This window comes from Kitasatospora sp. NPDC093806, from assembly GCF_040683335.1.
Classification (GTDB): Bacteria; Actinomycetota; Actinomycetes; order Streptomycetales; family Streptomycetaceae; genus Kitasatospora.
Genome location: NZ_JBFBDO010000023.1, coordinates 18,699 through 33,170, shown reverse-complemented (window position 1 = coordinate 33,170; position 14,472 = coordinate 18,699). Strand labels below are relative to the sequence as shown.

The following is a 14,472-nucleotide window of genomic DNA, read 5'->3' as shown; positions in this document are numbered from 1 at the left end:
GATGGTGTCCGATTTGTCCCCGCACAGTGATGCGCATCACGCCGAAGACCCCATAGCACCGCTCGCTTTCCGGACCGGCGCCGGGGGCGGTGCGGGGGGTGTCCTGGGCCCGTACAGCAGGCGGTTCGGCGCCCCCCGCGGCACCAGCGGAACGGGCTCGCCGGACGGCCGCGAACGCGCCCGCCCCAGCCGCGGCCACGGCAGCCGGGCCGCCTCCCGCAACGGCTCCGCCCACTCGCCGGAGGGGCCCGTGGCACCGGGGGCGCCGGGGGTGTCCGGGCCGTCGGACGGCGCGGACAGGCAGTGCCGGAGCAACCGGGCGGTGGCCAGCGCGTCGCCCAGCGCGGTGTGCGCCGCGAACGAGCCCAGCCCGGCCGCCTCCACGCAGGCCGCCAGGCCGAAGCCGCCGGCCTCCGGCAGGCGGTCGCGGGCCAGCCGCATGGTGCACAGCAGCGGCACCGGCGGCAGCGCCACGCCGATCCGGGCGAACTCGCGATCCAGGAACGCGCGGTCGCAGGTGACGTGATGGCCGACCAGCACCCGGCCCGCCAGCAGCTCCAGCAGCCGCGGCGCGATCTCGCGGAACCGCGGGGCGCCCTCGACGTCCTCCTGCGCTATCCGGTGCACATGGGTCGGGCCGACCGGGCCGAGCGGGTCCAGCAGCGTGCAGAACTCGCCCTCCGGGCGGAGCCGCTCGTCGAGCAGCACCACGGCCACCTCGACCACCCGGTGCCGCCAGGGGCTGCGGCCGGTCGCCTCCACGTCCACCACGGCGAAGCCCCCGCGGCCGGCCGACGGGTCGGCGGGCGTGCCTGGGGGCGGGCCGGGAAGCATGGCGGCACTCCTCGCGTGCTCAGCCCCCCATGGGCGCAAACGAGTTCGATCGTAAGCCGATCCGCGGGGGGCGCCCCAAGCCGGGCGCGGGGATTCTTCACAACGATTCGGCGAACCGCCCCCGCCGGATGGCGGGGGGCGGCGCGCCTCCGGCCGGGAGTGGCGGGCGGCCGGGGTGGGACGGGCTCGCCTCCGGCGAGGTGGGGCCGGGGTGGGAGGGTCAGGCGCCGAGGGCGGTGCGGAGGCGCTTCTCGTCCACCCGCCAGAAGTCGTGCTGGCGGCCGTCGATCAGGGTGACCGGAATCTGCTCCCAGTAGCGCCGGTAGAGCTCCTCGTCCTGGGTGATGTCCTTCTCCTCGAAGCTCGCGCCCAGCTCGCCGGTCACCCGGACGATCACCTCCCGGGCGTCGTCGCACAGGTGGCAGCCGGGCTTGGCCACCAGGGTCACGGTCCGCTCGGCGGGCTTCGGACCCCGGTTCTTGTCACGTCGCAGCAGTGGGCTCACCCCGCCATTGTGCGCCGCCCTTACGGGGAGGAAGTGCGCCGCTCTGTTCACCCGGCGGGCACGCCGTCGTCACGGCTGCTCCGCGAGTCGCTGGCTATGCTCGATGACATGGCCGTGCTCCGAAGGCTCACCCAGGCAAGGCGTTCCACCAGCTCGCGGACCGCCCTGGCGGGCGAGGCCGCCGCCGAAGCCGCGGAGGCCGCCCTGCGGGCCGCACCCGAGCCGCCCGCCGCCGAGGAGGAGCCGCCCGCCAGGCGCGGCCGGACCCCCAAGGCGCCCGCCGGGAACCACACCCCCGAGCCGGACGACCCGCGCGCCGCCGCCTTCTTCGACTGCGACAACACCATCCTGCGCGGGGCGGCGATCTTCTACCTCGGGGTCGGCCTCTACCGCCGCGGCTTCCTCACCCGCCGCGACATCGCCCGGTTCGCCTGGCAGCAGGCCTGGTTCCGGGTGCACGGCGCCGAGGACCCGGACCACATGGCCGACGCCCAGCACACCGCGCTCGGCCTGGTCGCGGGCAAGCGGACCGCCGACCTGGAGGCCCTCTGCGAGGAGGTCTTCGAGGAGGTCATCGCCGACAAGGTGTGGCCGGGCACCCGCGCGCTGGTCCAGATGCACCTGGACGCCGGGCAGCGGGTCTGGCTGGTCACCGCCGCGCCGGTGGAGGTGGCCCGGATCATCGCGGCCCGGCTGGGCATGACCGGCGCGCTCGGCACCGTCGCCGAGGCGCGCGACGGCGCGTACACCGGCCGGCTGGTCGGCGAGCTGCTGCACGGCCCGGCCAAGGCGGCGGCGGTCCGCGCGCTGGCCCGCCGGGAGCGGCTGGACCTGGACCGCTGCGCCGCGTACAGCGACTCGGCCAACGACATCCCGATGCTCTCGCTGGTCGGCCACCCGTACGTGGTGAACCCGGACGGCGCGCTGCGCCGGCACGCCCGCGCGCAGGGCTGGCGGGTCCGGGACTTCCGGACCGGGCGGAAGGCGGCCCGGGTGGGACTGCCGGCGGCGGCCGCGCTCGGGGTGGCCGCGGGCGCGGCGGCGGCCGGGGTCGCGCTGCACCGCCGGCACCGCGCCTGACGCACCGCGCCCCCCGACCGTCCGATCCGGGCCCCACCGGGGTGAGTCCGGTCAATTCGCGCGCTGACGAGGCCGCTCGTACGGGCGAACTCGGGCGCGGCGGAGGCGGATCCGCCGCAGTGGACCGAACTCGCCTGCCGGTGACCGGTTCTGATCGTTCGCCAGTCCGGGAAAGTCAGGGGTTATCCGGGCCCGAGACTGGGAAACCGCCCGTGACACCGCCGAATTGGTCACCTGGCGCACTGCTTCTGTCACGTTGAGCCAGACGATCGATGGCATGTTCGGTCAGTGTCGGCCGTTTATGCACCCAATGCGGATCCCAAACGACCACTTCGACCACACGGTGTAGCTGTCATTGCACAAAGCGTTATTCTCTCCTGGATGCACGTCACCCACCCGACCCAGCACGACCGGGCGGTTCGGCCGTGCTCTCCGCGCAGGCGGAGGTGATCCGTCCACAGTTCTGCCTCTGGGAGTCCCGTGTACCCACCCGTCCGGAACGACGCGCCTGCACCCTCCCGCCCGTCGTCCGCGCCCCTGCGCTCCCGCACCAGCCTCCGCGGCCGCCCGGTGCCGCCCCGGCAGATCTCCACCGGCCTGGACCTGCTGCGCACCCTGCTCCGCAGCCAGCTCGCCGCGACGCCCCAACTGGTGCCCGCCGGAGTCCCGTTCGGCGCCGGCCAGCCCCACCCGGGCGGCGGCCCGCTGCTGCGCACCACCGCCGCCGGCTCGGCCGGCACCGGCTCGCGCGGCCGGACCGGGACCACCGGCACGGGCGGCCGCAGCCGCGCCCGCACCACCACCGGTCCCGGCTACGAGACCGAGCACAACCCGATCATGGAGCTGGTCGAGCGCGCCCAGGCCGGCGAGAGCGAGGCCTTCGGCCGGCTCTACGACCACTACGCGGACACCGTCTACCGCTACATCTACTACCGGGTCGGCAGCCGGGCCACCGCCGAGGACCTCACCAGCGAGACCTTCCTGCGCGCGCTGCGCCGGATCGGCACGTTCACCTGGCAGGGCCGGGACTTCGGCGCCTGGCTGGTGACCATCGCCCGCAACCTGGTCGCCGACCACTTCAAGTCCAGCCGCTTCCGGCTGGAGGTCACCACCGGCGAGATGCTCGACTCCAACGAGTGCGAGCGCAGCCCCGAGGACTCGGTGCTGGAGTCGCTCTCCAACGCCGCCCTGCTGGAGGCGGTCCGCCGGCTCAACCCGCAGCAGCAGGAGTGTGTGACGCTCCGCTTCCTGCAGGGCCTGTCGGTCGCCGAGACGGCCCGGATCATGGGCAAGAACGAGGGTGCCATCAAGACCCTCCAGTACCGCGCGGTGCGCACCCTGGCCCGCCTCCTCCCGCCCGACGCGCGGTGAGCCGGCGGCGGGCCGGGGAGGGCTCCGGGGAAGCGGCGGGGGAGATAGGAAGCGGGCCGTCACCCTCGACGGCGGCCCGACACGTCCGGGTGAACGGTCGGTCCGATGATCAGCCGTGCGTAACCGACCGCCCGCACCACTCGTTGGCCAGCGTGCAAGCCTCCACCAGGCGTACGGTCAAGTCGAATTGCGACCTCTCACCCGATGGAGTGGCTTTGGCTTGCCGGGGCAACCGTCCGGCAGGCCGGGGTGTCGACAACGACGAAGGGAGGTGTGGCCCGTGACGGCAAACGTGCTGGAGCACCGGCGGGCGAAGGCCTTCGCCGAGGCGCTGGAGGCCCACCAGGCGGAGCAACGCGCCACCGACGGCGGCGGAACGGCCAACACCACGGCCGGACAAGCCGGTTCGGCCGCGATGGCGGAACTCATCGACATGGTCGGCGCGCTGGGCTCGCTGCCCGGTCCGGAGCTCGACCGCGAGGCCAGGACGGTCCAACGCGCCCAGCTGATGGCCGCGTTCGAGCAGGCCTTCGCCGGCGGTCCGGGCGCCACCGTGCCCCGCCAGCGCCGCCACCGGGCGATCCGCACCGCGCCGCGCGGCCGGTGGAGCCGCCGGTTCGCGATCGGCGGACTGGTCGCGGGGCTCGCCGTCGGCAGCCTCACCGGTGCCGCGGCCGCCAGTGCCAACGCCCTTCCCGGCGACCCGCTGTACGGCATGAAGCGCGGCCTGGAGGGCCTCCGGCTCAACCTCGCGGAATCCGACAGCGAGCGCGGCGAACTGCTCCTCGACAACGCGGCCACCCGGCTCGGCGAGGCCCGGTCGCTGATCGGCCGCACCGGATCCGGCGGCTCGCTCAGCCCGGGCACCGTCGACCAGGTCCGCAAGGCCCTCGACGACATGCACGCCGACGCGCTCAAGGGCCGCGACCTGCTGCGCGCCATCTACCGCAACAACGGGTCGCTCGACCCGATGCGCGCGCTGGCCGGCTTCGCCCAGGACGAGGACGGCACCTGGGCCGAGGTCCAGTCCAAGCTGCCCGTCCAGCTGACCCCGCAGGCCCACCTGGTGGAGCAGCTGTTCGACGACATAAGCCAGGACGTCGCGCCCCTGCGCATGGCCGAGCCGCCCGCGAAGAGCGGTGCGACGGCCGGCGGCGGGGCGGGCGACGGCACGCCGAACCAGGGCGGGGCGGGCTCCGCAGGACAGGTCGGCACCCCGGCCGCGGGCGGCAACCAGGCACCCGCCGGCGCCCCCGTCCAGGGCGGCTCCAGCGGTGGACCGGCCGCCGGCGCCAACGGCGGCAAGGCGGGCGCCGTCCCGCAGGCCCCGGCCGCGACCGCGCCGGCCGCCCCTGCGGCGCCCGGTGCCCCGGCCGCGCCGCAGCCGAGCAGCGAGCCCAACGTCGTCCCGGCCCCGGTCGGCGGGCTGGTCGACAACCTCACCAGCGGGCTCACCGGGTCCAAGCCCTCGCCCAGCGCGGACGCCGCCCCGGCGCCGGCGCCGGACCAGGCCCCGGCGCAGCCCTCCGAGGCGCCCAGCGCGACCACCGGCGGCAGCCAGCCGCAGGGGGTCGAGGTGCCGCCGCTGATCCCCGGCCTGCTGCCCGGGCTGCGGATCCTCGGCGGCTGAGCGGTCGAGCGGCTGAGCGGGTCGAGCACGCGAATGGGCCCCGGCGGACGATGCGTCCGCCGGGGCCCATTCCCGCGATCACTGGAGGGGCCGCGGCCGCCGGGGGGCCGGCGACCGTCAGAAGAACACCGAGCGCCGCTGCACCAGCAGCTGGTAGAGGGTGTGCTGGATGGTCTCCCGCACCTCGTCGGCCAGGTCGAAGACCAGCATCGGGTCGTCCGCCGCCTCCACCGGGTGCCGGTCGGTCGGGATCGGCTCGCCGAACTCGATGATCCACTTGGTCGGCAGCGGCACCGCCCCGAGCGGCCCCAGCCACGGGAAGGTCGGCGTGACCGGCACGTACGGCAGACCGAGCAGCCGGGCCAGGGTCTTGAAGTTGCCGATCATCGGGTAGGTCTCCTCCGCCCCGACGATCGAGCAGGGGACGATCGGCACCCGGGCCCGCAGCGCCGAGGAGACGAAGCCGCCGCGGCCGAACCGCTGCAGCTTGTACCGGTCGGCGAACGGCTTGCCGATCCCCTTGAAGCCCTCCGGCCAGACCCCGACCAGCTCGCCGCGCTCCAGCAGCGCCTGGGCGTCCTCGTTGCAGGCCAGCGTGTGCCCGGCCTTGCGGGCCAGCTCGTTGACGCCGGGCAGCACGAACACCAGGTCGGCGGCGAGCATCCGCAGGTGGCGCTGCCGGGGGTGGTGGTCGTGTATCGCCACCTGGGTCATCAGGGCGTCCAGCGGGATCGTCCCGGAGTGGTTGGCGACGATCAGCGCGCCGCCCTCGGCCGGGATGTTCCCGATCCCGCGCACCTCCACCCGGAAGTACTTCTCGGCCAGCGGCCGGAGCAGCCCGAGCAGCACCTCCTCGGTCAGCTCCCGGTCGAAGCCGAACTCGTCCACCTCGTAGTCGCCGGTGATCCGGCGGCGCAGGAAGGCCAGCCCGTCGGCGGCCCGGCCCTCCCAGCCCTTGCCGAACAGCCGGGTCGCGGCCGGTCCGAGCCGCCCGGCCAGCGCGCCGCCGACCGCGTCGGCGACCCGGTCGGCCAGGGCCGGGGCGGCCGGCGGCTCGGTCCAGCTGGGGGCGGACTCGATCGGGATGACCTTCGCCTCGCCCGGCGCGTTCTCGGCGGCGGCACTCATGCGGGTTCAGCTCCTCGGTCGGTGCGGTCGGGCGGGGGTGTCCGGATCGGACGGGGCGGACGGGGCACCCCGGCGGCCGGCCTCCGGCCCGAGCAGCGCGGCCAGGCCGTCGGTGACGGCGGTCAGCCGCCCGGGCGGCAGCAGGCCCGGCGCCTGGGCGGCCGCGAAGTCGGCGAAGGCCTCCGGGGTGGTGAACGCCGGCCGGTAGCCGAAGGTCTCGCGCAGCCGCGCGGTGTCCACCACCCGGCCGTGGGTGAGCAGCCGCAGCTGCTCGGGCGAGACGTCCAGCAGCCGGGTCTGCCGGGCCAGCCCGGCCATCCAGCTGACCGCCGGCAGCAGCAGCGGCAGGGTCGGCCGACCCAGTCGGCGGGCGCACTGGGAGAGCAGCAGCACACCCTCCCCCGCCACGTTGAAGGTGCCGGTGTTGACGGTGCCCGGCTCGGCCGGGAACGCGGCCCGGCAGAGCACCTCGACCACGTCGTCCTCGTGCGCGAACTGCAGCCGCGGGTCGTAGCCGAGCACGGTCGGCAGCACCGGCAGCCCGAAGTACTCGCCGAGCGGGGTGTCGGCGCCCGGGCCGACGATGTTGGCGAACCGCAGCACCGTCACCGCGACGTCGGAACGGCGGCGGGCGAAGCCGCGGACGTAGCCCTCCACCTCGACCGCGTCCTTGGCGAAGCCGCCGCCCGGCAGGTTCTTGGGCTGGGTCCGCTCGGTGAACACCGCCGGATCGCGCGGCGCCGAGCCGTACACGCCGGTGGTCGACTTCACCACCAGCCGGCGCACCCCCGGCGCCTTCTGGCAGGCGCCCAGCAGCTGCATGGTGCCGATCACATTGGACTCCTTGACCGCGGAGCGGTTGGTGGAGCCCAGTCCGGTGGCGCTGACCGCGAGGTGGACGACGGTGTCGACGCCGTGCTCGGCGATCACCCGGGCCACGGCGGGACGGCGCAGGTCGAGCTGGTGGAAGCGGTAGGGCGCGGCGGGGCCGTCCGGCTCCGCGAGCGCGCGCAGCGCCGGGCGCGGCGGCTGCACGTCCACGCCGACCACCAGGTCCACGCCGGGCCGGCGGCGCAGCTCGGCGGCGAAGCGGGCGCCCAGGTGCCGGGCCACGCCGGTGACGAGCACGACCGTTCCCACCGCGCTGCACCCCGCTTCCTCGGCCCCGGCGACCTGCGTGCACCGTACCGTGCCGCCCGGGCGGGCCGGGAAACGACACCGCCCGCCCAGGCCGCGAGGGCTTGGACGGGCGGTGCGAAGCGCTTGGCGCGCAAGGCGCGACCGAGGGCGCTTACTTCTTGTTGCGACGCTGAACGCGGGTCCGCTTCAGAAGCTTGCGGTGCTTCTTCTTGGCCATACGCTTGCGACGCTTCTTGATGACAGAGCCCACGGAACAACCCTCGCTCACTGAGACTCTCGCCCGTGAGAGACGGAGTCCATACGACTGACGGAGGGCCTAGCCTACCGTCCACTCGCCCAGGGCCGTAATCGTGGCCCCCGGAGCCGGCGAACGGGCGGCGAATCCGGGGCGAACGGGAGCGGGGCCCGTCGTGACGGGCCCCGCTCCGGCCGGCCTGCCTACGCGCTCTCAAGCCGCACGTAGGACTCCTTGAGGTACTCGTGCACTGCCTGCTGGGGCACCCGGAACGAGCGGCCGACCCGGATGGCCGGCAGCTCGCCGCTGTGCACCAACCGGTAGACCGTCATCTTGGAGACCCGCATGACCGCGGCCACCTCGGCCACGGTCAGGAAGACGACGTCCTGCAAGGGGCGTTCGCCGGAACTCATGACCATCACCCGACCCTTACCCGTGTGCAAGGCACCGGCTTCCCCTCCGGTGACTCCACCGGCACACGTGTATCCCCAGAGTAGTTATGGGTGGTACCAGTGGGAAGAGGGAGAAGCGCAGTCCTCGTACGGTGAGGGATAAGCCCGTTGCAGTACGTAGCCGATCGGCGGTCTGCACTAGGGCCTGTGCGCACCCGGCGCCCTCGGGCACCGGTCCTCCACAACCGGGGGCCCCGGTTCGGGAGCGGTCGGGCGGCCGGTCAGGGCATCAACCCGTGGTGCGGCAGGACGGCCCGGCGGGTGGCCAGGATCGCCTGGTCGAGGCGGTCGGCCGGATCGTAACCCGCGTCGAAGTCGCGCCAGACCGGCCGGGCGCCGTCGGTCATCCGCAGCGGCGCCGGGCGGCGGGTGCGCCGGTAGACCTCGGCGCGCCAGGACTCCGGGGTCTCGGTGGCCGGGTCGACCGGCCGGCCGGCGGCGGTGGCGACCAGGTGGGTCCAGCTCCGCGGGACGACGTCGACGACGGCGTAGCCGCCCCCGCCGAGGGCGATCCAGCGGCCGTCGGCGTGCTCGTGGGCCAGCTCGTGCAGCTCCTGGGCGATCGCCCGCTGGGCGTCCACGGTGACCGCGAGGTGGGCGAGCGGGTCCTCCAGATGGGTGTCGGCGCCGTGCTGGGTGACCAGGACCTGGGGGCGGAAGGCGGCGAGCAGCTCGGGCACCAGGGCGTGGAAGGCGCGCAGCCAGCCGGCGTCGCCGGTGCCGGCCGGCAGCGGGAGGTTGGCGGCGGAGCCGGGGGCGCCGGGGCCGCCGGTCTCGGTGGCCCAGCCGGTCTGCGGGAAGAGCGTGGCGGGGTGCTCGTGCAGGGAGACGGTGAGCACCCGGGGGTCGTCCCAGAACGCCTGCTGGACGCCGTCGCCGTGGTGGACGTCGACGTCGACGTAGGCGACCCGCTCGGCGCCGAGTTCGAGCAGCCGGGCGATGGCGAGCGCCGGGTCGTTGTAGATGCAGAAGCCGGAGGCCTTGTCGGGCATGGCGTGGTGCAGGCCGCCGGCGAAGTTGACGGCGTGCGGGGCCTCGCCGCGCCAGACCGCCTCGGCGGCCGCGACCGACTGGCCGGCGATCAGCGCGGAGGCGGAGTGGACGGCGGGGAAGGCCCAGTTGTCGTCGGTGCCGAGGCCGTGTCTCGGGTCCTGCCGCTCGGGGTGGGCGGCGGCGTACTTGACCGCGTCGACGTACTCGGCGGTGTGCACCAGGCGGAGGGTGGACTCGCCGGCGGGCGGGGCGGACCGGACGGTGACGCCCGGGCCGCCGTCGAGTCCGAGGGACTCCACCAGGCGCATGGTGAGCGCCAGCCGGGCCGGGTCCATCGGGTGGCCTGGGCCGAAGTCGTAGGCGGTGACCGCCTCGTCCCAGAAGAGGTGCAGGCCGCAGGGGGTGTCACGCTCGGCTTCGGGCATGGCCTCCACCGTAGTGGGTGGGGGCGGTGCGGCCGGGCAACGGGGGCTTGAACGACGGGGGTACGGAGGCCGCCGGTCGGCCGGGGGTCAGTTCCGGGCATTCCCGGGGACTACCGCCGGGGAAGGTGCGACCGCAGGGGTGGGCATGGGGGCCGGGCCGGGGCGGCGGCCGGCCAGCCGGCAGCCGAGGCAGTCGGGGTGGCCGCGGCGGCCGGCCGGGTCCGGGGTGCGCCAGTGCCGCCCGCCGGGCGGGCGCGGACCGGTGGCCTTGCCCCAGCCGGCCAGGTGGAGCACCCAGGCGGCGACCCCGCCGAGCGCGGCCAGCACCCCGCCGGCCCAGAGGCCGGGGGCCGAGCCGGCCACGAAGGCCGCGCCGGCGACGGCGGAGCCCAGGGTGGTGACGGCCGTCCCGGTCCAGCCGGCCACGGTGTGGCCCATGTCGTGATCACCGTGTGCGCCCATGTCTCCTCCTCGTTTGGTGAGATGGGTGGGTGCGCGGGCCCGTGTCCCGCGCCCAGATGTTTTATCTCACGAGATAAGTAACTTAGATGCTAAGGAGATCTCCCGTGGAGGGCAAGCCGCGCCCGCAGGCGACGGCCGAGCAGGCGCTCTACGCGATGGACCGGATGATCGCGCTCGCGCAGTTCGGCCAGCAGGACATCGCGTCGCGGCTCGGGCTGAACGTCACCGACCTCACCTGCCTCGGCTTCGTGATCGAGGCCGCGCTGGCCGGCGAGGCCCTGGCCGCCGGCGACCTGGCCGAGCGCGCCCAGCTGACCACCGGCGCGGTGACCGGCGTGCTCAACCGGCTGGAGAAGGCCGGGTACGCCCGGCGCGAGGCCGACCCCGGCGACCGCCGACGGGTGCGGGTGGTCCTGGCCGCCGACGCGCAGGCCCGGATCCTGGAGGTGTACGGGCCGTTCTACCAGCGGATCGGCGGCCTCTTCGCCGACTACACCCCGGACGAGGTCGCCGTCATCGCCGACTGGTTCACCCGCGCCAAGGCGGTCCTGCACGAGTCGCTGGAGGAGATCCGGGAGACCCCTCCGGGTTAGGCGTTCGCCCGGGCCGGGGCGAGGACCGCCGGGGCCGGGGCGAAGCGGTCGGCGAGCGGCAGGACGGCGAGCACCAGCAGCATCGGCGCGAGCAGCGCCCAGCGGTACGAGCTCGCCTCCGCCAGCGCGCCCACCAGCGGCGAACCGATCAGGAAACCCACGTAGTTGAACAGGTTGAGCCGGGCCACGGCGGCGTCCGAATCGGCCGGGAGGAGCCGCCCGCCGGCCGCGAACACCTGCGGGATGATCGCGCAGATCCCGAAGCCGAGCACGGTGAACCCGCCGATCCCGGCCCAGGCACCGGGCGCGGCCGCGGCCAGCGCGAAGCCGAGCGCGGCCAGCGCGGCGCCGGAACGGACCACCGGGACGGCGCCCCAGCGCTGCACCGCGCGGTCGCCGAGCGCCCGGCCCAGCAGCATCGCCACCATGTAGCCCAGGTAGGAGAGCTTGGCGAGGTCCTCGGGGCTGTGCAGGCCGTCGGTCAGGTACTTGACGCTGTAGTTGGAGACCGAGGCGTCGGCGATGTAGGCGAAGGCCATCGCCAGGCAGAGCGGCAGCAGCGGACGCCACGGCACCGACCGGGCCGCCGCCTCGGCCGCCGCGCGGACCGCGTCACCGAGTTCGGCGGGCCCGGGGAACCGGGTGCCGGCCAGCAGGGCGAGCGGGGCGATCACCCCGGCCGCCGTCCCGAACAGCACCGGCAGGCCGAGCCCGGCGTGCGCGCCGAGGCCCGCGACGGCGGCGCCGAGGATGCCGCCGAGGCTGAACCCGGCGTGGAAGCCGAGCATCACCGAGCGCCCGTAGCGGTGCTGCAGGCCGACCCCGAGCATGTTCATACTGGCGTCCAGCGCGCCGACCAGCAGTCCGAACGCCCCCAGTGCGAGGGCCAGTTGCCAGAGCTCGTCACCGAGGCCGGCGGCCGCCAGGGTGGCGCAGACGGCCGGCTGGACCACCCGCAGCACGGCCCGCGCGCCCGTCCGCCGGACCAGCCGCTCGGAGGCGATCGAGCCCACCCCGGCCAGCACCGGCACCGCCGCCAGGAACAGCGGCAGCAGCGCGTCGCCCAGCCCGTACCGGTCCTGGAGCTCCGGGATGCAGGTCACCAGCAGGGCGAAGGTGACGCCCTGGAGCAGGAAGGCCGCGGCCAGCGCGGCCCGTCCGGCTCGCAGCCGGGGCGTGATCGCGGCACTCTCGGTACGCACATGCACCTCACTACTGGCCGGTACGGCGGTGGTGGCGGAGAGCGTAGGCGGTACCGGGCGATCGCGGGAGGGGGTGCGCACACACCCGGTCGGGCGGTTCCGGCCCCGGCCGGGACCGGAGCGAGCCCTGGCCGGGGCCTGGCCGAGACCTAGCCGAGCAGGGCGGGGACCTCCGCGAGGTCGGCGATCAGGCCGGTGGCGCCCGCCGCGGTCAGCTTCGCCGGGTCGGTCAGCGCGGTGTAGCCGTACACGTCCATCCCGGCGGCGCGGGCGGCGAGCACCCCGTTCGGGCTGTCCTCCAGCACCAGGCAGGCCGCCGGGTCGACGCCGAGGGTGCGGGCCGCGTGCAGGAACAGGTCGGGGGCAGGCTTGCCGACGCCGACGTCCTGGGCGCTGAAGATCCGCTCCTCCGGGAAGTGCCCGCGCAGTCCGGTGACGTCCAGCGCGGAGCGGATCCAGGAGTGGTGCGCCGAGGAGGCCAGGCAGTACGGCACGGCGCGCCGCTGAAGCTCCTTCAGCAGCGCCTCCGCACCCCGGACGGCGGCGAGTTCGGCGGCGAAGGCGTCGAAGACCCGGCCGTGGAACAGCTCGTCGAAGCCCTCCGGGAGCCTCGCCCCGTCGTGCCGCTCGGCGATCACGTCGTGGACGCGGTGGGCCGCGGTGCCCATGAAGTCCCGGTAGGAGTCCTCGATCGTGGTCGGGTAGCCGAGCTCGGTCAGGTACTCGGCGAGCAGCCGGTTGGAGAGCGGCTCGCTGTCCACCAGGACGCCGTCGTTATCGAAGATCACCAGGTCGTAGGCCATGCGTTCGACCCTACCGGGACCGCGGCACGGGTCACTTGCCGCCGGAGGCCAGCTCCCGGGAGCGGTCCCGGGCCGCCTCCAGGGCGCCCAGCAGGGCGGCCCGCACCCCGTGGTTCTCCAGTTCCCGGATGGCCGCGATGGTGGTCCCGGCCGGCGAGGTGACCGCCTCGCGCAGCTTCACCGGGTGCTCGCCGGAGTCCCGGAGCATGACCGAGGCGCCGATCGCCGACTGCACGATCAGGTCGTGCGCCACCTGCCGGGGCAGCCCGAGCAGGATGCCCGCGTCGGTCATCGCCTCGACCAGGAAGTAGAAGTAGGCCGGGCCGGAGCCGGAGAGCGCGGTCGCCGCGTCCTGCTGGGACTCCGGCAGCCGCAGCGCCTTGCCGACCGAGCGGAAGATCTCCTCGGCCCGCTCCAGGTGCGCCTCGGTGGCGTGCGAGCCGCCCGAGATGACGCTCATCCCCTCGTCCACCAGCACGGGCGTGTTCGGCATCACCCGGACCACCGGGGTGCCGGGCGCCAGCCGCTCCTCGAACCAGGCGGTGGGGACGCCGGCCGCCGCCGAGATCACCAGCCGGTCCGGGTCGACGTGCGGGGCCAGCTCGTCCAGCAGGGCGCCCATGTCCTGCGGCTTCACCGCGAGGATCAGGGTGTCGGCGAGCTTGGCCGCCTCGGCGTTGCCCACCACCCCGACCCCGTAGCGGGCGGCCAGTTCGGCGGCCCGGTCCGGACGGCGGGCGGTCACCAGGACGTCCGCCGGGTCCTTGCCGGCCCGCAGCAGGCCGGAGAGCAGGGCCTCTCCGATCTTGCCCGTGCCGAGGAAGGCGATCTTCTGTGCGCGCGCCGCGCTGCTGGTCATGGCCGCTCCTTGCCTCCGGTGCCGCGTTCCGGCACCGCGGCCATCCTCGCACCACCAGCCCGCCGGCGGCGGGACCGTCCACTCTGCGGAAGGCCCGCGGAAGGCCCGCGCGGGGCCGGGGAGGTGAGGACCCCTAGGGGGGCGCCTTGGGCGAAAACCCGGGTTCTCCCCTATGGCCCGGGGATGGGCGCGGGCGCACCGTGGAGACATGGCACACGGAGAGATGTCCCGACGTGAGAACCGGCAGGTCGCCGTCGCCGCGGCGACCTTGGGCCCGTGGCGGACGGCCGCGGGGGTCGGTGCGGTGGTGGGGGTGACGGACCTGGTGATCGATCTGATCGACGGGGACTGGTCACTGGGCATGCTGGCCGGTCCGGCCGGCTTCGCGCTGTTCTTCTTCTTCCTGGTCGGCACGGTCGGCGGCCGGCTGCGCCGGGACACCGGCGACCGGCGGCTGCACAAGTGGGCGAACGAGCACCCGTGGCAGGCGGCGCTGCCGGCGGGTGGCGGACTGCTGTTGCTGAACACCCTGGCGCAGCTGTTCCTGGGCGACGCCGGCCTGTTCGAGGCCTTCTTCGTCTCGCTGTTCCCGGCCGCCCTGCTGGTGACCGTCGCGGGGGTGGTCGGTTCGGTGAAACGGGCCCGCGAGAAGGGCTGAGCCGGGGTCAGCGGGCGGACATTTCGGGCTGATCCGTGCACACCGTGCGGTCGTTCACCGGACGGTGTGCCCCCGATCGACCACCCGTCACACCCCGTCGGC

At 74.8% G+C, this 14,472-nt stretch carries 16 protein-coding genes; 5 read left to right on the top strand and 11 right to left on the bottom strand.

Going from position 1 to position 14,472, the window contains the following annotated elements; all coding sequences use genetic code 11:
- Positions 1-36 precede the first annotated feature (36 nt).
- Positions 37-834 carry a 3'-5' exonuclease gene (locus tag AB0N76_RS14530; protein ID WP_363556851.1) on the bottom strand — a complete coding sequence of 266 codons (798 nt, stop codon included), beginning with the start codon at positions 832-834 and terminating at the stop codon, positions 37-39.
- Positions 835-1,054: 220 nt separating this feature from the next.
- Positions 1,055-1,339: a glutaredoxin family protein gene (locus tag AB0N76_RS14525; RefSeq protein ID WP_363556849.1), complete on the bottom strand. Its 285-nt coding sequence runs from the start codon at positions 1,337-1,339 to the stop codon at positions 1,055-1,057.
- A gap of 108 nt (positions 1,340-1,447) precedes the next feature.
- Between AB0N76_RS14525 and AB0N76_RS14520 the strand changes: the two genes are divergently transcribed.
- The 3 genes from AB0N76_RS14520 (at position 1,448) to AB0N76_RS14510 (ending at position 5,420) form a co-directional block, all read left to right on the top strand.
- Positions 1,448-2,419, top strand: a complete 972-nt coding sequence (locus tag AB0N76_RS14520; protein WP_363556847.1) for an HAD-IB family hydrolase — start codon at positions 1,448-1,450, stop codon at positions 2,417-2,419.
- 570 nt (positions 2,420-2,989) lie between these two features.
- Entirely contained in the window at positions 2,990-3,790 is an 801-nt protein-coding gene (locus tag AB0N76_RS14515) for an ECF subfamily RNA polymerase sigma factor, BldN family (RefSeq protein ID WP_363556845.1), read from the top strand.
- A gap of 280 nt (positions 3,791-4,070) precedes the next feature.
- On the top strand, positions 4,071-5,420 hold the full coding sequence (locus AB0N76_RS14510) for a DUF5667 domain-containing protein (protein WP_363556843.1): 1,350 nt from the start codon (positions 4,071-4,073) through the stop codon (positions 5,418-5,420).
- Positions 5,421-5,537: 117 nt separating this feature from the next.
- Here AB0N76_RS14510 and AB0N76_RS14505 read toward each other — a convergent pair whose 3' ends face one another.
- From AB0N76_RS14505 to AB0N76_RS14480, 6 genes are all read right to left on the bottom strand, one after another.
- Entirely contained in the window at positions 5,538-6,548 is a 1,011-nt protein-coding gene (locus AB0N76_RS14505) for a lysophospholipid acyltransferase family protein (RefSeq protein WP_363556841.1), read from the bottom strand.
- 6 nt (positions 6,549-6,554) lie between these two features.
- Complete coding sequence (locus tag AB0N76_RS14500; protein ID WP_363556839.1) at positions 6,555-7,688, bottom strand: NAD-dependent epimerase/dehydratase family protein; 1,134 nt, start codon at positions 7,686-7,688, stop codon at positions 6,555-6,557.
- A 151-nt stretch (positions 7,689-7,839) separates the two neighbouring features.
- Positions 7,840-7,938 (bottom strand): AURKAIP1/COX24 domain-containing protein, encoded by a 99-nt coding sequence (locus tag AB0N76_RS14495; protein WP_003948845.1) that lies wholly within the window; start codon positions 7,936-7,938, stop codon positions 7,840-7,842.
- 188 nt (positions 7,939-8,126) lie between these two features.
- Positions 8,127-8,336, bottom strand: coding sequence for a helix-turn-helix domain-containing protein (locus AB0N76_RS14490; protein ID WP_045937940.1), 210 nt, complete (start codon positions 8,334-8,336; stop codon positions 8,127-8,129).
- Positions 8,337-8,596: 260 nt separating this feature from the next.
- On the bottom strand, positions 8,597-9,793 hold the full coding sequence (locus AB0N76_RS14485) for an acetoin utilization protein AcuC (RefSeq protein ID WP_363556837.1): 1,197 nt from the start codon (positions 9,791-9,793) through the stop codon (positions 8,597-8,599).
- 87 nt (positions 9,794-9,880) lie between these two features.
- Complete coding sequence (locus AB0N76_RS14480) at positions 9,881-10,255, bottom strand: HGxxPAAW family protein (protein ID WP_363556835.1); 375 nt, start codon at positions 10,253-10,255, stop codon at positions 9,881-9,883.
- 104 nt (positions 10,256-10,359) lie between these two features.
- Here AB0N76_RS14480 and AB0N76_RS14475 point away from each other — a divergent pair, with 104 nt between their 5' ends.
- On the top strand, positions 10,360-10,848 hold the full coding sequence (locus AB0N76_RS14475) for a MarR family transcriptional regulator (RefSeq protein WP_363556833.1): 489 nt from the start codon (positions 10,360-10,362) through the stop codon (positions 10,846-10,848).
- Here AB0N76_RS14475 and AB0N76_RS14470 read toward each other — a convergent pair.
- From AB0N76_RS14470 to proC, 3 genes are all read right to left on the bottom strand, one after another.
- Positions 10,845-12,050 (bottom strand): MFS transporter, encoded by a 1,206-nt coding sequence (locus AB0N76_RS14470; RefSeq protein WP_363556831.1) that lies wholly within the window; start codon positions 12,048-12,050, stop codon positions 10,845-10,847. The two genes, AB0N76_RS14475 and AB0N76_RS14470, sit on opposite strands and share 4 nt — an antisense overlap.
- Positions 12,051-12,199: 149 nt before the next feature.
- A complete protein-coding gene (locus AB0N76_RS14465; protein WP_363556829.1) occupies positions 12,200-12,853 on the bottom strand; it encodes an HAD family hydrolase in 654 nt (217 codons plus the stop codon).
- Between the two features lie 31 nt (positions 12,854-12,884).
- Positions 12,885-13,712, bottom strand: coding sequence for a pyrroline-5-carboxylate reductase (gene proC / locus AB0N76_RS14460; protein WP_363556827.1), 828 nt, complete (start codon positions 13,710-13,712; stop codon positions 12,885-12,887).
- A 208-nt stretch (positions 13,713-13,920) separates the two neighbouring features.
- Between proC and AB0N76_RS14455 the strand changes: the two genes are divergently transcribed.
- Complete coding sequence (locus AB0N76_RS14455) at positions 13,921-14,370, top strand: hypothetical protein (protein WP_363556825.1); 450 nt, start codon at positions 13,921-13,923, stop codon at positions 14,368-14,370.
- Positions 14,371-14,472 lie beyond the last annotated feature (102 nt).